Annotated in this window: 22 protein-coding genes and 1 pseudogene; 20 read left to right on the plus strand and 3 right to left on the minus strand. The window is 69.7% G+C overall.

Going from position 1 to position 19,220, the window contains the following annotated elements:
- Positions 1 to 16: 16 nt before the first annotated feature.
- From A5750_RS19515 to aroQ, 9 genes and pseudogenes are all read left to right on the plus strand, one after another.
- Positions 17 to 490 (plus strand): annotated as a pseudogene (locus tag A5750_RS19515) (DHHA1 domain-containing protein); the annotation flags it as partial.
- The gene (gene ruvX, locus A5750_RS19520; RefSeq protein ID WP_067265075.1) at positions 491 to 1,000 is read left to right on the plus strand and encodes a Holliday junction resolvase RuvX; all 510 of its coding nucleotides are present in this window, start codon (positions 491 to 493) and stop codon (positions 998 to 1,000) included.
- On the plus strand, positions 993 to 2,234 hold the full coding sequence (gene mltG, locus A5750_RS19525) for an endolytic transglycosylase MltG (protein ID WP_067265078.1): 1,242 nt from the start codon (positions 993 to 995) through the stop codon (positions 2,232 to 2,234). The genes ruvX and mltG overlap by 8 nt, the downstream gene beginning before the upstream one ends.
- A complete protein-coding gene (locus A5750_RS19530) occupies positions 2,221 to 3,030 on the plus strand; it encodes a shikimate dehydrogenase (protein WP_156664371.1) in 810 nt (269 codons plus the stop codon). The genes mltG and A5750_RS19530 overlap by 14 nt, the downstream gene beginning before the upstream one ends.
- A gap of 11 nt (positions 3,031 to 3,041) precedes the next feature.
- On the plus strand, positions 3,042 to 3,464 hold the full coding sequence (locus A5750_RS19535; RefSeq protein ID WP_067265083.1) for an A24 family peptidase: 423 nt from the start codon (positions 3,042 to 3,044) through the stop codon (positions 3,462 to 3,464).
- A gap of 57 nt (positions 3,465 to 3,521) precedes the next feature.
- Entirely contained in the window at positions 3,522 to 4,727 is a 1,206-nt protein-coding gene (aroC, locus tag A5750_RS19540; RefSeq protein ID WP_067265085.1) for a chorismate synthase, read from the plus strand.
- Positions 4,727 to 5,263, plus strand: a complete 537-nt coding sequence (locus tag A5750_RS19545) for a shikimate kinase (protein WP_066945265.1) — start codon at positions 4,727 to 4,729, stop codon at positions 5,261 to 5,263. The genes aroC and A5750_RS19545 overlap by 1 nt, the downstream gene beginning before the upstream one ends.
- Positions 5,260 to 6,342, plus strand: a complete 1,083-nt coding sequence (gene aroB, locus A5750_RS19550; RefSeq protein ID WP_066945230.1) for a 3-dehydroquinate synthase — start codon at positions 5,260 to 5,262, stop codon at positions 6,340 to 6,342. The genes A5750_RS19545 and aroB overlap by 4 nt, the downstream gene beginning before the upstream one ends.
- Complete coding sequence (gene aroQ / locus A5750_RS19555; RefSeq protein WP_066945227.1) at positions 6,342 to 6,782, plus strand: type II 3-dehydroquinate dehydratase; 441 nt, start codon at positions 6,342 to 6,344, stop codon at positions 6,780 to 6,782. The genes aroB and aroQ overlap by 1 nt, the downstream gene beginning before the upstream one ends.
- Here aroQ and A5750_RS19560 read toward each other — a convergent pair.
- Positions 6,779 to 7,474: a B-4DMT family transporter gene (locus A5750_RS19560; protein WP_067265092.1), complete on the minus strand. Its 696-nt coding sequence runs from the start codon at positions 7,472 to 7,474 to the stop codon at positions 6,779 to 6,781. The two genes, aroQ and A5750_RS19560, sit on opposite strands and share 4 nt — an antisense overlap.
- A 33-nt stretch (positions 7,475 to 7,507) precedes the next feature.
- Between A5750_RS19560 and A5750_RS19565 the strand changes: the two genes are divergently transcribed.
- The 8 genes from A5750_RS19565 (at position 7,508) to A5750_RS19595 (ending at position 15,147) form a co-directional block, all read left to right on the plus strand.
- Positions 7,508 to 8,626, plus strand: coding sequence for an aminopeptidase P family protein (locus A5750_RS19565; protein WP_067265097.1), 1,119 nt, complete (start codon positions 7,508 to 7,510; stop codon positions 8,624 to 8,626).
- 49 nt (positions 8,627 to 8,675) lie between these two features.
- On the plus strand, positions 8,676 to 8,897 hold the full coding sequence (locus tag A5750_RS19570) for a hypothetical protein (protein ID WP_066945218.1): 222 nt from the start codon (positions 8,676 to 8,678) through the stop codon (positions 8,895 to 8,897).
- A 120-nt stretch (positions 8,898 to 9,017) separates the two neighbouring features.
- Positions 9,018 to 9,581, plus strand: a complete 564-nt coding sequence (efp, locus tag A5750_RS19575; RefSeq protein ID WP_066945215.1) for an elongation factor P — start codon at positions 9,018 to 9,020, stop codon at positions 9,579 to 9,581.
- A complete protein-coding gene (gene nusB / locus A5750_RS19580) occupies positions 9,578 to 10,075 on the plus strand; it encodes a transcription antitermination factor NusB (RefSeq protein ID WP_067265101.1) in 498 nt (165 codons plus the stop codon). The genes efp and nusB overlap by 4 nt, the downstream gene beginning before the upstream one ends.
- Positions 10,072 to 10,470, plus strand: coding sequence for an antitermination protein NusB (locus A5750_RS19585; RefSeq protein ID WP_066945209.1), 399 nt, complete (start codon positions 10,072 to 10,074; stop codon positions 10,468 to 10,470). Before nusB ends, A5750_RS19585 begins: the two co-directional genes overlap by 4 nt.
- Positions 10,471 to 10,548: 78 nt before the next feature.
- Complete coding sequence (locus tag A5750_RS19590) at positions 10,549 to 13,401, plus strand: aminotransferase class I/II-fold pyridoxal phosphate-dependent enzyme (RefSeq protein WP_066945204.1); 2,853 nt, start codon at positions 10,549 to 10,551, stop codon at positions 13,399 to 13,401.
- Positions 13,402 to 13,470: 69 nt separating this feature from the next.
- Positions 13,471 to 13,641 carry a hypothetical protein gene (locus A5750_RS25950; protein WP_156664368.1) on the plus strand — a complete coding sequence of 57 codons (171 nt, stop codon included), beginning with the start codon at positions 13,471 to 13,473 and terminating at the stop codon, positions 13,639 to 13,641.
- A gap of 84 nt (positions 13,642 to 13,725) precedes the next feature.
- The gene (locus tag A5750_RS19595) at positions 13,726 to 15,147 is read left to right on the plus strand and encodes a HAMP domain-containing sensor histidine kinase (RefSeq protein WP_067265106.1); all 1,422 of its coding nucleotides are present in this window, start codon (positions 13,726 to 13,728) and stop codon (positions 15,145 to 15,147) included.
- Here A5750_RS19595 and A5750_RS19600 read toward each other — a convergent pair.
- Positions 15,129 to 15,797 carry a response regulator transcription factor gene (locus A5750_RS19600; protein ID WP_066945196.1) on the minus strand — a complete coding sequence of 223 codons (669 nt, stop codon included), beginning with the start codon at positions 15,795 to 15,797 and terminating at the stop codon, positions 15,129 to 15,131. The two genes, A5750_RS19595 and A5750_RS19600, sit on opposite strands and share 19 nt — an antisense overlap.
- 4 nt (positions 15,798 to 15,801) lie before the next feature.
- Complete coding sequence (locus A5750_RS19605) at positions 15,802 to 16,578, minus strand: hypothetical protein (protein ID WP_066945193.1); 777 nt, start codon at positions 16,576 to 16,578, stop codon at positions 15,802 to 15,804.
- A 288-nt stretch (positions 16,579 to 16,866) separates the two neighbouring features.
- On the opposite strand from A5750_RS19605, the gene A5750_RS19610 reads away from it, so the two are divergent.
- The 3 genes from A5750_RS19610 (at position 16,867) to A5750_RS19620 (ending at position 19,211) form a co-directional block, all read left to right on the plus strand.
- Complete coding sequence (locus tag A5750_RS19610; protein ID WP_082959161.1) at positions 16,867 to 18,126, plus strand: MFS transporter; 1,260 nt, start codon at positions 16,867 to 16,869, stop codon at positions 18,124 to 18,126.
- A 123-nt stretch (positions 18,127 to 18,249) separates the two neighbouring features.
- Positions 18,250 to 18,984 (plus strand): GntR family transcriptional regulator, encoded by a 735-nt coding sequence (locus tag A5750_RS19615; protein WP_067265109.1) that lies wholly within the window; start codon positions 18,250 to 18,252, stop codon positions 18,982 to 18,984.
- Entirely contained in the window at positions 18,981 to 19,211 is a 231-nt protein-coding gene (locus A5750_RS19620) for a ferredoxin family protein (RefSeq protein WP_067265113.1), read from the plus strand. Before A5750_RS19615 ends, A5750_RS19620 begins: the two co-directional genes overlap by 4 nt.
- Positions 19,212 to 19,220 lie beyond the last annotated feature (9 nt).

The following is a 19,220-nucleotide window of genomic DNA, read 5'->3' on the forward strand; positions in this document are numbered from 1 at the left end:
TGCGGCGGACTAGGGGCCGTCCGACGAGGTGCCCATCCGGGTGGCCGGCCTGGTGGAGCGGCTCAAGGCCGCCGAGAAGGAACTCGAACGCGCGCGGGCCGCGGCGGCGCGCGCCGCCGCGACCAACGCCGCGGCCGGCGCGGAGCGTATCGGTAACGTCCGTGTGGTGGCGCAACGGATGTCGGCGGGGATGACGGCGGGCGACCTGCGTTCCCTGGTGGGCGACATTCGCGGCAAGCTGGGCAGCGACCCCGCCGTGGTGGCGCTGATCGCGGAAGGGGAGGGCGGCACCGTGCCCTACGCGATCGCCGCGAACCCGGCCGCCCAAGACCTCGGGATCCGCGCCAATGACCTGATCAAGCAGCTGGCCGCGACCGTCGACGGCCGCGGCGGGGGCAAACCGGATCTCGCGCAGGGTTCCGGAAAGGACCCGACCCGCATCGACGCCGCGCTCGAGGCCGTCCGCTCTGAGATAGCGCGGGTCGGCTGAGTGGTTCCCACAGAGCATCGCCTGCCCGACCGGCCCGGCGACCCTGACCAGGATCCCGGACGGGGCCCACGGCTCGGCGTCGACGTCGGCAGCGTGCGCATCGGTGTCGCCTGCAGCGACCCCGACGGCATCCTGGCCACGCCCGTGGAAACCGTGCGCCGCGACCGTTCCGGCAAACACGTACGGCGGCTGGCCGAGCTGGCCGCGGAGCTCGGGGCGGTCGAGGTGGTCGTCGGGTTGCCGCGCACACTGGCCGACCGCACCGGCCCGTCGGCGGTCGACGCGATGGAGCTGGCCGACGCATTGGCCCAGCGCATCGCCCCGACGCCCGTGCGGCTGGCCGACGAGCGCCTGACCACCGTCAGCGCGCAGCGATCGCTGCGCGCGGCCGGCGTGCGCGCCAGGGAGCAGCGGGCGGTGATCGACCAGGCGGCCGCGGTGGCCATCCTGCAGAGCTGGCTCGACCAACGCCGAGCCACCCTGACGGCGGGGGAGTCCACCGATGGTTGACAGCGCACGGCGTGAACGGGCCGAGCCCGAAGCGGTCGGTTCGTCGCGCAAAGGGAGCCGCGTTTCCCGGAACCGGGCGGAGCGGGGGCGTCGCCGGCGGCGGTTCGCCGGCAAGATCATGCTCGCGGTCGTCGCCGTCGTCGTGCTGGTGGGAGTCTTCGTCGGCGCCAAGCTGTGGCACACGGTATTCGGGTCCGGCGACGACTACACCGGAAGCGGCAAGCGCGACATCGTGATTCAGATCAAGGACGGTGACTCGACCACCATGGTCGGGGAGACGCTGCAGCACGAGCAGGTGACCAAGACCGTCCGGGCATTCGTCAACGCCGCCCACGGCAACACCAAGATCTCTTCGATCCAGCCCGGCTTCTACCGGATGCGCACCGAGATCCCGGCGGCCAACGCCGTCGAGCGGCTGGCCGACCCGAACAGCCGGGTGGGCCGGCTGGTCATCCCGGAAGGCCGCCAGCTCGACGACACCACCGACATGAAGACCAACAAGGTGACCCCGGGGATCCTGACGCTGATCTCCCGTGCCACCTGCGTGACCCTGGACGGCAACCAGCACTGCGTCGCGGTGGAGGAGCTGCGGGCGGCGGCGACCAACAGCGCGCCCGCGGCCCTGGCGGTGCCGCCGTGGGCGCTCGAGCCGTTCACCGAGCTCGGCAAGGACCATCGCCGGATCGAGGGGCTGATCGCGCCGGGCACCTTCAACGTCGACCCCTCGACGTCGGCCGAGACGATCCTGTCGGGCCTGATCAGCGCCGGCGCCGTGGAGTACATGAAGTCGGGGTTGGTCGACACCGCCCAGGCCATGGGCCTGTCGCCCTACGACATCCTGGTGGTGGCGTCGCTGGTCGAGCAGGAATCCAAGTCGCAGGACTTCGCGAAGGTCGCACAGGTCATCTACAACCGCCTGCACGCTCACCACACGCTGGAATTCGACTCGACGGTCAACTACCCGCTGGACCGCCGGGAAGTGGCCACCACCGACGCCGACCGTGCCCAGAAGACGCCGTGGAACACCTACGTGTCGCAGGGGTTGCCGGCGACCGCGATCTGTTCGCCCGGGGTGGACGCCCTGCACGCCGCCGAGCATCCCGAGCCCGGTGACTGGTTGTACTTCGTCACCATCGATGCCCAGGGGACGACGCTGTTCACCAAGGATTATCAGCAGCATCTGGCCAACATCGAGCTGGCTAAGCGCAACGGTGTCCTCGATAGCGCGCGCTGACGGCGCACCGCGAAAAGCAGCGGTGCTCGGCAAGCCGATCGCCCACTCGAAGTCCCCGCAACTGCACCTGGCTGCCTACCGGGCGCTGGGGCTGCACGACTGGACCTACGAGCGGATCGAGTGCGACGCCGAGCAGCTGCCGGCGGTGGTCGGCGGGTTCGGACCCGAGTGGGTCGGGGTGTCGGTGACCATGCCGGGCAAGTTCGCCGCGTTGCGGTTCGCCGACGAGTGCACCGAACGCGCCGAGCGGGTGGGGTCGGCCAACACCCTGGTCCGCACGGAAGCGGGCTGGCGGGCGGACAACACCGACATCGACGGCGTGGCGGGGGCGCTGGGGTCAGCGGCCGGGCCGGCGCTGGTGTGCGGGTCGGGTGGCACCGCGCCGGCGGCCGTGTTGGGGCTGGCCCAGCTGGGCGTCACCGCCATCACCGTCGTCGCGCGCAATCCGGACAAGGCCGCCCGGCTGGTGGAGCTCGGCACGGGAATCGGGGTGTCGACGCGGTTCGTGGGTCTGGACAGCGACGAGTTGCCCGCCGCGGTGGCCGGCGCGGAGGTGCTGGTCAGCACGATTCCCGCCGAGGTCGGGGCGCGGTATGCGAACACCTTCGCGGCCATCCCGGTGCTGCTCGACGCCGTCTACGACCCGTGGCCCACGCCGCTGGCCGCCGCGGTCGCCGACGCCGGCGGGCGCGTGATCAGCGGCCTGCAGATGCTGCTGCATCAGGCCTTCACCCAGGTCGAGCTATTCACAGGCCTGCCGGCGCCGCGAGAGGCGATGGCCGCCGCCTTGGGCTAGCGTCCCGCGGCATGCGGGTGACTGCGGCGGTCGCGGTGCTGGTCTGGCTGGCGGTGTTGAGCGGTTACGACATCCGCGAGCGCCGGTTGCCGAACCTGCTGACGCTGCCCGGGGCCGGGATGATCCTGCTGGCGGCCGCCGTGTCCGGGCGCGGCTGGCCCGCCCTCGCAGGGGCGACGGCGTTGACCGCGGTCTATCTGCTGGTGCATTCCGTGGCCCCGGCGGGGATGGGGGCGGGAGACGTCAAGCTCGCGATCGGCCTGGGGGCGCTGGCCGGCTGTTTCGGCGTCGGGGTGTGGTTCCTGGCGGCGCTGGCGGCGCCGCTGCTGACCGTGTCGTGGGGCCTGCTCGGCGGCGCGGACGCCGCGTCGGTGCCGCACGGCCCCTCGATGTGCGCGGCCACCGCCGCCGCAATCGGCCTGGTGCTGATGTGAGCCCGACGGCCACGCGCGGATTTAAGCCCACCCGGGCGCACATGGGAAGATGATCGGGTGTTGCGTTGGATCACCGCCGGGGAGTCCCATGGCCGCGCCTTGGTGGCCATGCTCGAGGGCATGGTCGCCGGCGTCGAGGTCAACTCGACCGATATCGGCGACCAGTTGGCCCGCCGCCGGCTCGGTTACGGCCGCGGCGCGCGGATGAAGTTCGAGCGCGACGCGGTGACCGTGCTCTCCGGGGTGCGCCACGGCATCACGCTGGGCGGCCCCATCGCCATCGAGATCGGCAACACCGAGTGGCCCAAGTGGGAGACCGTGATGGCCGCCGACCCGGTCGACCCGGCGGAGCTGGCCAATGTCGCGCGCAACGAACCGCTCACCCGGCCGCGGCCCGGCCATGCCGATTACGCGGGCATGCTCAAGTACGGCTTCGACGACGCCCGGCCGGTGCTGGAGCGGGCCAGCGCCCGGGAGACGGCAGCCCGCGTCGCGGTGGGCACCGTCGCGCGGTCCTTCCTGCGCCAGGCCCTGGGTGTCGAGGTGCTTTCGCACGTGATCGCGATCGGTCCGTCGGCTCCCTACGACGGCCCGCCGCCCCGCCCGGAAGACCTGCCCGCGATCGACGACAGCCCGGTGCGCGCCTTCGACAAAGAGGCTGAGAAGTCCATGATCGCCGAGATCGAGGCGGCCAAGAAGGACGGCGACACCCTCGGCGGCGTGGTCGAGGTGGTGGCCACGCGTCTGCCGGTCGGGCTGGGTTCGTTCACCAGCGGCGACAACCGGCTCGACAGCCAGCTCGCCGCCGCGGTGATGGGCATCCAGGCCATCAAGGGCGTGGAGATCGGCGACGGGTTCGAAACCGCCCGCCGCCGCGGTAGCCGCGCCCACGACGAGATGTATCCCGGACCCGACGGTGTGGTCCGCTCGACCAACCGTGCGGGCGGGCTCGAGGGCGGCATGACCAACGGGCAGCCGCTGCGGGTGCGCGCCGCGATGAAACCCATCTCCACCGTGCCGCGGGCGCTGGCCACCGTCGACCTGGCGACCGGCGACGAGGCCGTCGCCATCCACCAGCGCTCGGACGTGTGCGCGGTGCCGGCCGCCGGCGTCGTGGTCGAGGCCATGGTGGCGCTGGTGCTGGCCCGGGCGGCGCTGGAGAAGTTCGGCGGCGATTCGCTCACCGAAACCCGCCGCAACATCGAGGCGTATCAGCGCGCGGTCGCCGACCGGGAAGCGCCGGCCGCCCGGGGTACCGCGTGATGGCACCCAGGGCGGTACTGGTCGGGTTGCCGGGTTCGGGCAAGTCCACCATCGGGCGGCGCCTGGCCAAGGCGCTCGGCGTCGGGTTCCTCGACACCGACGCGGCGATCGAGCAGCAGACCGGGCGCAGCATCGCCGACATCTTCGCCGCGGAGGGGGAGCAGGAGTTCCGCCGCATCGAGGAGGGCGCGGTGCGCGCCGCGCTGGCCGACCATGACGGCGTGGTGTCGCTCGGCGGTGGGGCCGTTACCAGCCCGGGGGTCTGCGCGGCGCTCGCCGGCCACACCGTCATCTACCTGGAGATCAGCGCCAACGAGGGCGTGCGGCGCACCGGCGGCAGCGCCGTGCGCCCGCTACTCGCCGGCCCGGACCGGGCCGAGAGATACAAAGCGCTGATGGCCGAGCGGGTCCCGCTGTACCGGCGCGTGTCGACGATCCGCGTCGACACCAACCGCCGCAATCCCGGGGCGGTCGTGCGCTACATCGTGTCCCGGCTGCAGACCCCCGAGAACGCCCACGCGAAGGCGGCGACATGACCCACACCGTGCAGGTGGCCGTCGATCCGCCCTACCCGGTGATCATCGGCACCGACCTGGGCGACGAGCTGGTCGAACTGCTCTGCGACCGGCACCGGGTGGCCATCGTGCACCAACCGCCGCTCGCGCAAACCGCCGAAGCGATCCGAAGCCGCTTGGCGGACAAGGGCGTTGACGCGCACCGCATCGAAATCCCGGACGCCGAGGCCGGAAAGGATCTTCCCGTTGTGGGCTTCCTCTGGGAAGTCTTGGGCCGCATCGGGATTGACCGCAAAGACGCGTTGGTCAGCCTCGGCGGCGGCGCCGCCACCGACGTCGCCGGGTTCGCGGCGGCCACCTGGCTGCGCGGCGTCGACATCGTCCACATTCCCACCACGTTGCTCGGCATGGTCGACGCGGCCGTCGGCGGCAAGACGGGCATCAACACCGACGCGGGTAAGAACCTAGTGGGCGCGTTCCATCAGCCGCTGGCGGTGCTGGTCGACCTGGCGACCCTGGAGACGTTGCCGCACAACGAACTCGTCGCCGGAATGGCCGAGGTGGTCAAGGCCGGCTTCATCGCCGACCCGGTGATCCTCGATCTCATCGAGGCCGACCCGCAGGCCGCCGTGGACCCCGCGGGTGACGTGCTTCCGGAGCTGATCCGGCGCTCGATCGCCGTCAAGGCGGAGGTGGTCGCCGCCGACGAGAAGGAGTCGGAGCTGCGCGAAATTTTGAACTATGGCCACACATTGGCGCATGCGATCGAGCGCAGGGAGCGCTACGAGTGGCGGCACGGTGCCGCGGTGTCGGTGGGCCTGGTGTTCGCCGCGGAACTGGCCCGGCTGGCCGGGCGGCTCGACGACGCGACCGCGCAGCGTCATCGCACCGTCCTGTCGGCGCTCGGCCTGCCTGTCGGCTACGACGCCGACGCGTTGCCGCAACTGCTGGAATACATGGCCCAGGACAAGAAGTCGCGCGCCGGCGTGCTGAGGTTCGTGGTGCTCGACGGCCTGGCCAAGCCGGGGCGGCTGGCCGGCCCCGACCCGTCGTTACTGGCGGCGGCGTACGCGGGGCTGTCCGACGAAGAGGACGCCTGATGACCCCCACCGTCAACGTGATCAATGGCCCGAACCTGGGCCGCCTGGGCCGCCGCGAGCCGGAGGTCTACGGGGACACCACGCACGACCAACTGGCCGAGCTCATTGAGCGGGAGGCCGCCGCGCTCGGCCTGAAAGCCGTTGTGCGCCAAAGCGACAACGAAGCCCAGCTGCTGGATTGGATCCATTCTGCCGCCGACGCGGGCGAACCGGTGATTCTCAACGCCGGCGGGCTGACCCACACCTCGGTTGCGCTTCGCGACGCGTGCGCCGAGTTGCGCGCGCCCCTGATCGAGGTGCACATCTCCAACGTGCATGCCCGCGAAGACTTTCGGCGGCACTCGTACCTCAGCCCGGTCGCGACGGGGGTGATCGTCGGGCTGGGAATCCAGGGCTACCTGCTCGCCCTGCGCTACCTGGCGGAAACCGCCAAGGGTTAGCCCTTGCCGGGCTCGCTGCCCGGCGTGGTGGGCTCGTCGCCGGCCTTGCGGATCACCTCGGTTTTGGGCTCGGACTCGGTCTTGGCGATCGTTTCGGTGGGCGCATCCCGCTCGGCCGTGGCGACCGCCGCGGTCCGCTCCTCGTGCTGCGCTCCCGCCGTGGGGATCTCCCCGGTCGGCGCGTCGTCACCGCGTACCGCGGAGAACACGTCGGTGTCGCTGTCCCGCCCTTCCTTGTCGCCAAGGCCGTGGCGCTTCTCCGGCTCCTTCTCGTACTGCCGGTCCACCCGCCAGCGGCCGATGGTCACGCCGATGATCCCGGGCAGGAACACGCAGAGCGCGGTGAACGCCGCGAACGTGGTCAGCTCGTTGATCAGGCCGCCGGTGTAGAGACCCTTGTACACCAGCGCGATGAGCCAGGAGACGGCGCCGGACAGGACGCCGGCCACCAGGCCGGCCAGCAGCCAGGTCATCGCCAGATCGCGGCGCCGGTCCGGGTCCGGGTTCGCGTGGGCGTCGGCCCGGCCGTCGAATACCCCCCAAACGGCCACGCCGATGATGAACAGAAGCAGCAGCACCACGCTGAATAGCCCGGCCTGCGTCTGCCATGCATTTATCAACGCGCCTTGGAACAAGCGGACGATTACCATCGCCGCGGCGTACACCAATCCGCGCAGCATCCAGGACCTCATGGGCAATCAGCGTAGCGAGTACCGTCAAGGGTCGTGACACATTCTCAGCGCCGAGACAACCTGAAGGCGCAAATTCGAGCCGCTGGACTGGACGCGATGCTGGTCAGCGACCTGAACAACGTGCGCTACCTATCCGGTTTCACCGGATCGAACGGCGCGTTGTTGGTTTTCGCCGACGATCGGGGCGCGGTGCTGGCCACCGACGGCCGGTATCGCACCCAGGCCGCGGAGCAGGCGCCCGGGCTCGAGATCGCCATCGAACGCGCCCTCGGGCGCCACCTGGTCGGCCGGGCCGCTGAGGACGGCGTCGAGAAGCTGGGCTTCGAAAGCAACGTGGTGACCGTCGACGCCTTCGACGTCCTGACCGGCGAGCTCGGCGAGCGCAAGGCGGGCACCGAGCTGGTGCGGGCCGCCGGGACGGTCGAGGCGCTGCGCGAGGTCAAGGACGACGGCGAGGTGGCGCTGCTGCGGCTGGCCTGCGAGGCGGCCGACGCCGCCCTCGCCGCCCTGGTGGAGGGCGGCGGCCTGCGGCCCGGCCGGACTGAACGTGAGGTGAGCCGCGAGCTCGAGGCGCTGATGCTCGACCACGGCGCCGACGCGATCTCGTTCGAGACCATCGTGGCCGCCGGGCCGAATTCGGCGATCCCGCATCACCGCCCCACCGACGCCGCGCTGGCCGCCGGCGACTTCGTCAAGATCGACTTCGGCGCGCTGGTGGCCGGCTATCACTCCGACATGACCCGCACCTTCGTGCTCGGCAAGGCCGCCGACTGGCAGCTGGAGATCTATCAGCTGGTCGCCGACGCCCAGCGGGCCGGGCGGGAGGCGTTGCGGGCGGGCGCCAACCTGCGCGACGTCGACGGCGCGGCGCGCCAACTGATCGTCGACGCCGGTTACGGCGAGCAGTTCGGCCACGGGCTGGGGCACGGCGTGGGGTTGCAGATCCACGAGGCGCCGGGGATCGGCGCCACGTCCACCGGCACGTTGCTGGCCGGTTCGGTGGTGACCGTCGAGCCGGGCGTCTACCTGCCGGGCCGCGGCGGCGTGCGCATCGAGGACACCCTGGTCGTGCCCGGCGAGGCGGCGGCGACCCGCGGGCAGGCGCCGGAGTTGCTCACCCGGTTTCCGAAGGATTTCGCGGTTCTGGCCTAGGCGAACCGCGCGGTTCGGCGGCCGGCGGCCGGGGGTAAAGTCGGGTGGCGTGAATGGGGTGGAGCCAATCGAGCGTGGGCTGGCGCGCTTGCGGGACTTTCGGTGGGAACTGAACGCCCAGCCCTTGCGGGAGCTGCGGCTGGAGATCGACATCGTGTATTTCCCCGTCCCGGTGCCGTTTTCCGGCGGGAGAAAGCTCAATGTCCCCTTCTTGACGATGATCAGGCCGCTGCGGCCCTCGCCGAGCGAGCCGGCCGAGGCCGGCCCTTAAGCCGGGAGCTTCCCGCCGCCACCCGACGCGCGGGCGTGGGCCGCGTCGCGCTTTAGACTGACGGACAAATTGCAGACAGGTCGCGAACGACTGTCCATCCTCTAGGAGATACACCGAACCGTGGCAAGCACCGCCGATTTCAAGAACGGACTGGTGCTGGTGATCGACGGCCAGCTCTGGCAGATCGTTGAGTTCCAGCACGTCAAACCGGGCAAGGGCCCGGCCTTCGTGCGCACCAAGCTGAAGAATGTGCTTTCCGGCAAGGTCGTCGACAAGACGTACAACGCCGGCGTGAAGGTGGAGACGGCCACCGTCGACCGGCGCGACGCCACCTACCTGTATCGCGACGGCTCGGACTTCGTGTTCATGGACAGTCAGGACTACGAGCAGCACCCGCTGCCGGAGTCGCTGGTCGGCGACGCCGCCCGGTTCCTGCTCGAGGGCCTGCCGGTGCAGGTGGCGTTCCACAACGGGGCCCCCCTGTACCTCGAGCTGCCGGTGTCGGTCGAGATGGAGGTCACGCACACCGAGCCGGGCCTGCAGGGCGACCGGTCCAGCGCCGGCACGAAACCCGCCACCGTGGAGACCGGGGCGGAGATTCAGGTGCCGCTGTTCATCAACACCGGCGACAAGCTGAAGGTGGACACGCGCGACGGCAGCTATTTGGGGCGCGTCAACGCGTGAGCAGGCCCGTCCGGGGGCGCCATCAGGCCCGCAAGCGTGCCGTCGACCTGTTGTTCGAGGCCGAGGCCCGCGGGCTGGGCCCGGCCGAGGTCGTCGACGGGCGCGCCACCCTGGCCGCGGCGAACTCCGAGGTGGCGCCGTTGCAGCCGTACACGGTCGCGGCCGCCCGGGGCGTCGGTGAGCACGCCGCCCATATCGACGACTTGATCAGCTCGCACCTGCAGGGCTGGACGCTGGACCGGCTGCCCGCCGTCGATCGCGCCATCCTGCGGGTCGCGGTGTGGGAGCTGCTCTACGCCGACGACGTGCCGGAGCCGGTCGCCGTGGACGAGGCCGTGCAGCTGGCCAAGGAGCTGTCCACCGACGACTCGCCGGGCTTCGTCAACGGCGTGCTGGGCCAGGTCATGCTGGTGACCCCGCAGATCCGGGCGGCCGCCGAGGCGGTGCGCATCCGTGCGGCCGGCGCGCCGGAAACCGAGGAACACCAGGCGTGACCCGGCTGGAGCTGCGCGCCGTCGTCGCGGGGTTGCTGGCCGCGACGGTGGTGCTGGGTGCTGTGGTCTGCGCCGCCTTCGGCTGGACCATCGTCGCGTCGGCGCTGTCGATCTACGCGCTCGCGGTGGGCGCCTGGTTGTATCACTGCGTCGAGCGGCTGATCGTCGCCCGCCGCATCAGCACGGTTCGCACCGCCGCGCGGCCGCTGCAGCCGCTGCTGCCCGTGATGGCCGCGCTCATGGGCCTGACCCAGTCCGTGGTGCGATCGCTGTCCGACGTCACCGAGTTGCCCGCCCGCCGCTGGGAGCTTCCGGTCCTGCGCTGGGTGGACAGCACGCGGGCCAACCGGCGCATCGTGGACGCCGACGAGGATGACGACGAGCTGAACAGCTGAGGAGAGCTCACGCGAAACGATCACGCGGGCAGCGCGGCGGGGTGAGAATACAAGTCGCTCAGAAGAACAGGTGAGGTCATGACTCGATACACCACCCAGCCGCGACGACTCCGCGTCTCCGCGCTGGCGGCGGTGGCCAACCCGTCCTACGCCCGCGTCGACACGTGGAATCTGCTCGACGACGCGTGCCGCCACCTCGCCGAGGTCGACCTGGCCGGGCTCGACAAGACCCACGACGTGGCCCGGGTCAAGCGCCTGATGGACCGCATCGCCGCCTACGAGCGGTACTGGCTGTATCCGGGTGCGGCGAACCTGGCGACCTTCCGCGCGCACCTCGAGAGCCTGTCCACGGTGCGGCTCACCGAAGAGGTTTCCATGGCCGTCCGGCTACTGAGCGAATACGGCGACCGCGCAGGGCTTTTCGACACATCGGCGCCGCTGGCCGACCAGGAGCTGGTGGCCCAGGCCAAACAGCAGCAGTTCTACACCGTCTTGCTCGCCGACGACGCGCCCGCGACGGCCCCGGACTGCCTGGCCGAATGCCTGCGGGACCTGCGCAACCCGTCCGACGACGTGCAGTTCGAGATCCTGGTGGTGCCCAGCGTCGAAGACGCGATCGCCGCGGTCGCCCTGAACGGCGAGATCCAGGCCGCCATCATCCGCGACGACCTGCCACTGCGCTCTCGAGACCGGCTGCCGCTGATGAACACCCTGCTGGGGGCCAACGAAGACGTGGATATTCCCGACCGCGCCAACGACTGGGTGGAGTGTGGCGAATGGATCCGCGAATTGCGGCCCCACATCGACCTGTATCTGCTGACCGACGAGTCCATCGCGGCGGGCGATGACACCGAGCCCGACGTCTACGACCGGACGTTCTACCGGCTCAACGATGTCACCGACCTGCACAGCACCGTCCTCGCAGGGCTTCGAAATCGTTACGCCACGCCATTTTTCGATGCGCTGCGGGCGTATGCGGCGGCACCGGTCGGCCAATTCCACGCGCTGCCCGTCGCGCGCGGTGCCAGCATCTTCAACTCGAAGTCGTTGCAAGACATGGGCGAGTTCTACGGCCGCAACATCTTCATGGCCGAGACCTCGACCACATCCGGCGGCCTGGACTCGTTGCTCGACCCGCACGGCAACATCAAGAAGGCGATGGATAAGGCCGCGCACACGTGGAATTCCGACCACACGTATTTCGTCACCAACGGGACGTCCACCGCCAACAAGATCGTCGTCCAGTCTCTGACCCGGCCGGGCGACATCGTGCTGATCGACCGCAACTGCCACAAGTCGCACCACTACGGGCTGGTGCTGGCCGGCGCCTACCCGCTGTACCTGGATGCTTATCCGTTGCCGCAGTTCGCGATCTACGGGGCGGTGTCGCTGCGCACGATCAAGCAGACGCTGCTGGATCTCGAGGCGGCCGGCCAGCTGGACCGGGTGCGCATGCTGCTGCTGACCAACTGCACCTTCGACGGCGTGGTCTACAACCCGCTGCAGGTCATGCTGGAGGTGCTGGCCATCAAGCCGGACATCTGCTTCCTGTGGGACGAGGCGTGGTACGCGTTCGCCACGGCCGTGCCCTGGGCCCGGCAGCGAACGGCGATGGTGTCGGCCGAGCGCCTCGAGAAGATGCTGGCGTCGCCGGAATACGCTGCCGAGTACCGGGATTGGGCGGCATCGATGGAAGGTGCCGATCGGTCGGAGTGGGTCGACCGCCCGCTCTTGCCCGACCCCGCCCGTGCGCGGGTCCGCGTGTACGCGACACATTCGACGCACAAGTCGCTGTCGGCGCTGCGGCAGGCGTCGATGATCCACGTCCGGGACCAGGATTTCAACGCGCTGGCCCGCGACGCCTTCGGTGAGGCGTTCCTCACGCACACCTCCACCTCACCGAACCAGCAACTCCTGGCCTCGCTGGACCTGGCGCGCCGGCAGGTCGACATCGAGGGCTTCCAGCTGGTCCGGCAGACCTACGACATGGCGCTGGTATTCCGCCACCGGGTGCGCCGAGACCGGTTGATCAGCAAGTGGTTCCGCATCCTCGACGAGTCCGACCTGGTGCCCGAGGAGTTTCGGGCGTCGTCGGTGAGTTCCTACCGCGAGGTCCGGCAGGGGGCGCTGGCCGAGTGGAATGAGGCGTGGCGGTCCGATCAGTTCGTGCTGGACGCGACGCGGGTGACCTTGTTCGTCGGCAAGACGGGGATGAACGGATACGACTTCCGCGAAAAGATCCTGATGGACCGATTCGGCATCCAGATCAACAAGACGTCCATCAACAGCGTGCTGCTGATCTTCACCATCGGTGTGACCTGGTCGAGCGTGCACTATCTCCTCGACGTATTACGCAGGGTGGCAATCGATTTCGACCGCGCCGAGAACGCCGCCAGTGTCGCCGACCGGGCATTGCAGGAGCGTCACGTCGAGGAGATCACGCAGGACCTGCCGCACCTGCCCGACTTCAGCGAGTTCGACGTCGCCTTCCGGCCGGTGGACGCGTGCATCTTCGGCGACATGCGGTCGGCCTTCTACGCCGGATACGAGGAGTCCGATCGCGAGCACGTCCTGATCGGCATGGCGGGCCGGCGGTTGGCGGAGGGCAAGACGCTGGTGTCCACCACGTTCGTGGTGCCCTACCCGCCCGGCTTCCCGGTGCTGGTCCCCGGTCAGGTGGTGTCCAAGGAGATCATCTACTTCCTGGCCCAGCTGGACGTGAAGGAGATCCACGGCTACAACCCCGACCTGGGGCTGTCGGTGTTCACCGAGACGGCGCTGGCGCGGATGGAGGCCCAGCGGAACGCGGCGCTGGCGGCGGTGGGTACGGCGTATCCCTCGTTCGAGTTGCCGTCGGACGCTACGGGGATGAACGGCACCGGCAATGGTGACCGTGTCGCGCGAGCCGTCAGCGAAGGTGCCGGCGGCTAGGGGCGCGACGGGGCCGGGTGTGGGGGTGCGGGCTGCGCCCAGCCGAGCTCGCCTGCCCGGATCCCTCGGGTGATCTCGTCGCTGCGGGCCGGGCTGCCGGCCGGCGCCGTTTCCGGACAGCTGCAGCTAAGGGTCCTGAACACGCCCGGGTCGGCGCCCGCGGGCACCGCTGCCACCAGCCCCAATCCAACGGCAATGGCGGCGTGGACCAGCATTCGGGTGGTCGCGCGGTTCTTGTGACGCGCCGGGCGTGCAGTACCAGACATGACGGTGTCAGCGTAGGAGCCGATCGCTGAGAAGCCGCTGAGAAGAGGGCTGACCTCGATGTTTCCCGGTTGGGCGCGGCCCTGCAGAATCGGAGGGGTGTTGTCGCCTCGCCTCCCGCACTGGGGCATCGCCGCTCGCTCGGCCGCCGTGTCGGCTGTCGTCGTGCTCTGCGCCCTCGCCCTCGCCGGCGCGGGGCTGGACGCGATTCTGTACCGGTCGCTACTGGTGGGCGTCGATTATGCCGCCGCCGAACGAGTTCGCGACCTGGCGAAGGCGCTGCAGGCCGAGCCGCCGGCCGGCCTCGACAACGCCCTGTTGACCACCGACTCGAGGGTGGTCGCCGTGCAAGTGATCGCCCCCGACGGGCGGGTGGTCAAGCGGTCGCGCTCGGCACCCGCCACGCCGCTCGTTCCCGTGAGCGGGTTCGACTTCGCGCTGCGTCGCGGTCTGCCCGACGACGCGGTGGCGGGTGACGACATGCGCGTCAGCGGTCAGCGGGTCGCAACCCCGTCCGGCGAATACACGGTGCTCGTGGGCGGGGGGAGCGAGGCGGTCGAGGAGACCGCGCGGACCGTCGCCCTGCTCCTGGCGGCCGGTGCGCCCATCGTCATCGCGGGGGCGGCGGTCGCGACGTTCTTGCTGGTTCGCCGGTCGCTGCGATCGGTGGACGCGATCCGCGCGCGCGTGGCCGAGATCTCGACCTCCGACCTGGCCGAGCGGGTGCCGGTACCCAATGGCCGCGACGAGATCGCGGCTCTGGCGGTGACCATGAACCGGATGCTGTCCCGTATCGAAGCCGGCCACCGTGCGCAACAGCGCTTTATCGGCGACGCGTCGCATGAACTGCGCAGCCCGCTGGCCACCATCATCTCCGGGCTGGAAGTGGCCGAGGCCCATCCAGACCTGCTCGACGCCGAGTTGGCGGTCAACACGCTGCTTCCCGAGGCGCAACGCATGCACGCGCTGATCGAAGACCTGCTGCTGCTGGCCCGCGCCGACGAGCAGAGCCTGGTGCGGCGCAAGGAAGTACTGGCCCTCGATGAGGTCGCCGATGTCGAGGTCACCCGCGTGCGACGGGAGGGTCGCTGCGCAATCGACACCGACATCCGTCCGGTTCGTTGCACCGGCGACCCGATGGCCATCTCGCGAATTATCCGCAACCTGGTGGAAAACGCTGTCCGCCACGCTACTTCGCGTGTCGCCGTACAAGTCGGCAGCGGCAACGGGACGGCCATCGTTACCATCAGCGATGACGGCCCGGGGATCTCCCCGGCCGACCGAACCCGGGTGTTCGAGCGCTTCGTGCGTCTGGATTCCGACCGTGCCCGCAGCGGCGGGGGAGCCGGCCTGGGCCTCGCGATCGTCGCCGAGGTGGTCGCCGCTCACGGCGGCTCGGTCACGATCGAGGACCGGCCGGGCGGCGGAACCCGGATGGTGGTGTCCCTGCCGTTACGCGACCCTCAGCACAGCAGCCGGTAACCGACGCCCCGCATGGTTTCGATGGTGTTGGTGCCGAAGGGAATATCGATCTTGCGACGCAGATATCCCACGTAGACCTCGACCACGTTGTCGGGCCCGCGGTAGTGCGCATCCCACACGTTGCGCAGTATCTCGGCCTTGGTCACGACCATGTCCTTGTTGCGCATGAGGAATTCGAGCACCCCGAATTCCCTGGGGGTCAACGTGATCGGGGTCGAGTCGCGGTGGACGGTGTGCCGCGCGGGGTCCAGGCGCAGCGATCCGGCGGTCAGCACCGTGGGCCGCTCCGGCACGCCGCGGCGCATCAGGGCGCGCAGCCGCGCCACCAGCACCCGAAACGAGAACGGTTTGGTCAGGTAGTCGTCGGCTCCCAGGTCGAAAGCGTCCGTTTCGTCGTACTCACCGTCCTTGGCGGTCAGCATCAGGACCGGCGTCCACACGTTTTGCGTCCGCATCCGGCGCAGCACCTCGTATCCGCTGTGGCCGGGCAGCATGATGTCGAGGATCACCACGTCGAAGCCGGTGTCGACCGCCTCCCGCAGGCCGTCGACGCCCGTGCCGACGGCCACGACGACGAATCCCTCCGCCCTGAGCCCCCGAGCGAGAGTGGCCGACAGCCGCGCTTCGTCCTCGACGAGAAGGACTCTCATGCCATCACGCCTCTTCGTGGGCCGCGCCGGGGTGGTGTCCCGGACGCTGCGGCAAGACCACGATCAACGCCACGATGATCACCGCGAGCACGGCCGAGGCCAGCGGGCGGCTCAGGTTGAGGCCGCCGTCGGCGACCGGCTTGTCGATGAAGTCGCCGATCGTCGCGCCCAATGGGCGGGTCAGGATGAACGCAACCCAGAACAACGCGACCCGCGATAGGGCGGTCCAGTAGTAGAGCGCGATGACGACGGCAAGGCCGGCGGCGAATACCAACGCCCCACGCTCGTAACCGAATCCGCGGGTGTCGGCGAGCCAGTCGCCCAGCGCGGTGCCCAGGGTCTGCGAGAACGTGATGGTCGCCCAATAGAAGGCCTCGACTTTCGGCGTCGAGACGGTGGTGACCGACACGGTGCCCTCCGACCAACGCCACAGGCCCAAGGTGGCCAGGAGGCAACCCAGGAGCAGGAGCGACCCGCCGGTGTAACCGATGCCGAGCGATCGGTCGGCGAAGTCGGCCAGCGTCGTGCCGAACGTCGTCGACGCCACGATCGTCGCCCAGTACAGGCTCGCGTGGAAACGCTTGGCGACGATCTGAGCGGCAACCAGCACCACCAGCGCGACGCCGAAAAGGGCGACCCCGGCCGCGTAGCCCCAGTTCAGCGTCATCGTGACGGTGTCGCCGCCCGTCTCGCCCAACGTGGTCGCCAAGATCTTGATGATCCAGAAACCCAGGGTGACTGCTGGAACTTTGGTCAGGGCTTGCCGCGAAACGTCACTCATCCACAGTCGTCTTCCGGTGTCGTCGTTGATGCCTTCCTAGGGTAGTCGCGCTGAGAAAACGCTGAGTGCGCGGATAAGAAAGCGCTGTGTCCACACTGTGAATCGCGGTCTCGGATGGCCGTCCCGCCCGGGCCCCAAACAGCCCGGTGCACAATACAGTTCGCAGTTCGGGCGATGGACGTCCGGCGCGTGGACGCTGAGATTTTTGTGTCAATTGCCTTAGCGGTCAATAAGTTACAGCGCTCTTGGCGCCAGGCGCCGGGTGAACGTCGTGCCACGATGGTTTGCATGCTTTCCGGGGCCGGTAGCGTGAGCCAACTGGGCGCGGGCGCGCGCTGGTCGGTCATGATCGTCTCCTTGGGGGTGACGGCGACGTCGTTCCTGTTCATCAATGGCGTTGCGTTCCTGATCCCGTCGCTGCAGGGCCGCCGCGGCATCCCGTTGACGGAAGCCGGCCTGGTGTCATCCATGCCGAGCTGGGGGATGGTGGTGACACTTGTGCTCTGGGGCTGGGTGCTGGACCGCGTCGGCGAGCGGCTGGTGCTGACGGCGGGCTCGGCACTCACGGCGGCAGCGGCCTACGCCGCAGCGTCGGCCCATTCGATGGTGGCCATCGGTGTCTTCCTCTTTCTCGGTGGGATGGCCGCGGCCAGCTGTAACACCGCCGGCGGGCGGCTGGTGTCCGCGTGGTTCCCGGCGCACCAACGCGGCCTGGCGATGGGCATCCGCCAGGCCGCGCAGCCGTTGGGTATCGCGTTGGGCGCGTTGGTGATTCCGGAGCTGGCCGAGCATGGTCCCCGTTCGGGGCTGATGTTCCTCGCGCTCATGTGCACGGTGGCGGCTGCGGCCAGCGCGCTGGGGATCGTCGATCCGCCGCGGAAATCGCGCCAGGCGGCCACCGACACGGAACTGGCGAGTCCATATCGCGGGTCGTTCGTGCTGTGGCGGATTCACGCGGTAGGCGCCCTGCTGATGATGCCGCAAACGGTGACCGTGACGTTCGTGCTCGTGTGGCTGATGAATCGCCATGGCTGGTCGGTCGCTGCCGCCGGCGGTCTGGTCACCGTGTGCCAGCTGCTGGGCGCGCTGGGCCGAATCGCGGTCGGGCGGTGGTCGGACCGCGTCGGCTCGCGGATGCGGCCGGTCCGCGCCATCGCCATCGCCGCCGCGCTGGGACTGTTCCTGCTCGCCCTCACCGACGGCACGGGGTCGGGCTACGACGTGTTGCTCATGGCCGCCGTCACGGTGATCGCGATGCTCGACAATGGGCTCGAGGCCACCGCCATCACCGAGTTCGCCGGCCCGTTCTGGAGCGGGCGCGCCCTGGGCGTGCAGAACACCACTCAGCGACTGATGGCCGCCGCCGGGCCGCCACTGTTCGGCGCGCTGATCGTCGCCGCCGAATACCCGCCCGCCTGGGCGCTTTGCGCGCTGTTCCCATTGGCGGCCGTCCCACTGGTGCCGACCCGGCCGGCCGGCCCCGACCCGGGAGGCGGTTCCGCTCACGGGGATTGGAAAGCGGACGTCGTCGCCGGGGTGGCGCAATGACTCCGCAGGCCGCTGTTTCGGCTGGTCGCCGTCGAACAACGGCCGGCGCAATGCACCGAGGCGCCGTCGCGCACCCGCATCGCTAGCCGAAAAAACGCCCGTGAGCTGGGTTAGCGTGGCCGCGTGGCGCAACCGATCAGCAGCGGACCCCGGGCCGACCGCGCCCGCCGGGTGGCCGACGTGTTGCGCCAGCAGATCCACGCCGACGCCTACCCCGACGGGTTGCCGGCCGAGCAGGAGCTAGCGGCCGAATTCCTGGTGTCGCGCAACACCATCCGCGAGGCGCTCGCCGTGCTCAAGCACGAGGGTCTGATCGACCGCGGCCCCAGGGTCGGCACTCACGTCGCCCAGCGCAAATACGAGCACGGCCTCGACACGCTGCTCGGCCTGAAGGAAACGTTCAAGAACCTCGGCGAGGTGCGCAACGAGGTGCGTGCCGCGATGCCCGTCACCGCGCCGCCGTCGGTGGCCCGCCGGTTGCGGCTGCAACCCGGCGACCAGGCGGTGTTCATCGAGCGATTGCGATACCTCGGCGACCTGCCGCTCAGCCTCGACCTGACCTATTTAACCCCGGACGTCGGAGCCCGGGTGCTGGGTCACCCGCTGGAGACCAACGACCTGTTCGCGCTCATCGAGGAGGTCAGCGGGCAGCGACTGGGTTCGGCGGCCCTGGCGCTGGAGGCCATCCCCGCCGACGCGCACTCCGCGGCCACCCTGCAGGTGCCCGACGGTGCGGCGCTGCTCATGTTGGAGCGGGTCACGAGTCTCGCCGACGGCACCCCCGTCGACTTGGAGTACATCCGGATGCGTGGCGATCGAATCACCATGCGCGGCAACCTGATGAGGAGCGATACATGACGTTGATCCACAACACCCGGGCCGACGTGCCGGTGACGATCGACGAGTCGTTGTGTATCGATGGCTGCACCCTGTGCGTCGAGGTCTGCCCGCTGGACGCGCTGGCGATCAACCCCGACACCGGCAAGGCGTACATGCATGTCGACGAGTGCTGGTACTGCGGCCCCTGCGCGGCTCGCTGTCCGACCGGCGCCGTCACGGTCAACATGCCCTACCTCCTCCGCTGAACCCGAAGA

Origin of the sequence: Mycobacterium sp. 852002-51613_SCH5001154 (genome assembly GCF_001667425.1) — a bacterium.
GTDB lineage: Bacteria > Actinomycetota > Actinomycetes > Mycobacteriales > Mycobacteriaceae > Mycobacterium.

What these genes read in the sequence shown, in the direction of transcription:
- A5750_RS19535 (WP_067265083.1), top strand. Translation starts at nt 3,042, where the DNA reads ATGCGGGTGACTGCGGCGGTCGCGGTGCTGGTCTGGCTGGCGGTGTTG.
- A5750_RS19610 (WP_082959161.1), top strand. Translation starts at nt 16,867, where the DNA reads ATGCTTTCCGGGGCCGGTAGCGTGAGCCAACTGGGCGCGGGCGCGCGC.
- aroQ (WP_066945227.1), top strand. Translation starts at nt 6,342, where the DNA reads ATGACCCCCACCGTCAACGTGATCAATGGCCCGAACCTGGGCCGCCTG.
- mltG (WP_067265078.1), top strand. Translation starts at nt 993, where the DNA reads ATGGTTGACAGCGCACGGCGTGAACGGGCCGAGCCCGAAGCGGTCGGT.
- A5750_RS19605 (WP_066945193.1), bottom strand. Translation starts at nt 16,578, where the DNA reads ATGAGTGACGTTTCGCGGCAAGCCCTGACCAAAGTTCCAGCAGTCACC.
- A5750_RS19600 (WP_066945196.1), bottom strand. Translation starts at nt 15,797, where the DNA reads ATGAGAGTCCTTCTCGTCGAGGACGAAGCGCGGCTGTCGGCCACTCTC.
- A5750_RS19595 (WP_067265106.1), top strand. Translation starts at nt 13,726, where the DNA reads ATGTTTCCCGGTTGGGCGCGGCCCTGCAGAATCGGAGGGGTGTTGTCG.
- aroB (WP_066945230.1), top strand. Translation starts at nt 5,260, where the DNA reads ATGACCCACACCGTGCAGGTGGCCGTCGATCCGCCCTACCCGGTGATC.
- A5750_RS19545 (WP_066945265.1), top strand. Translation starts at nt 4,727, where the DNA reads ATGGCACCCAGGGCGGTACTGGTCGGGTTGCCGGGTTCGGGCAAGTCC.
- A5750_RS19560 (WP_067265092.1), bottom strand. Translation starts at nt 7,474, where the DNA reads ATGAGGTCCTGGATGCTGCGCGGATTGGTGTACGCCGCGGCGATGGTA.
- A5750_RS19590 (WP_066945204.1), top strand. Translation starts at nt 10,549, where the DNA reads ATGACTCGATACACCACCCAGCCGCGACGACTCCGCGTCTCCGCGCTG.
- A5750_RS19620 (WP_067265113.1), top strand. Translation starts at nt 18,981, where the DNA reads ATGACGTTGATCCACAACACCCGGGCCGACGTGCCGGTGACGATCGAC.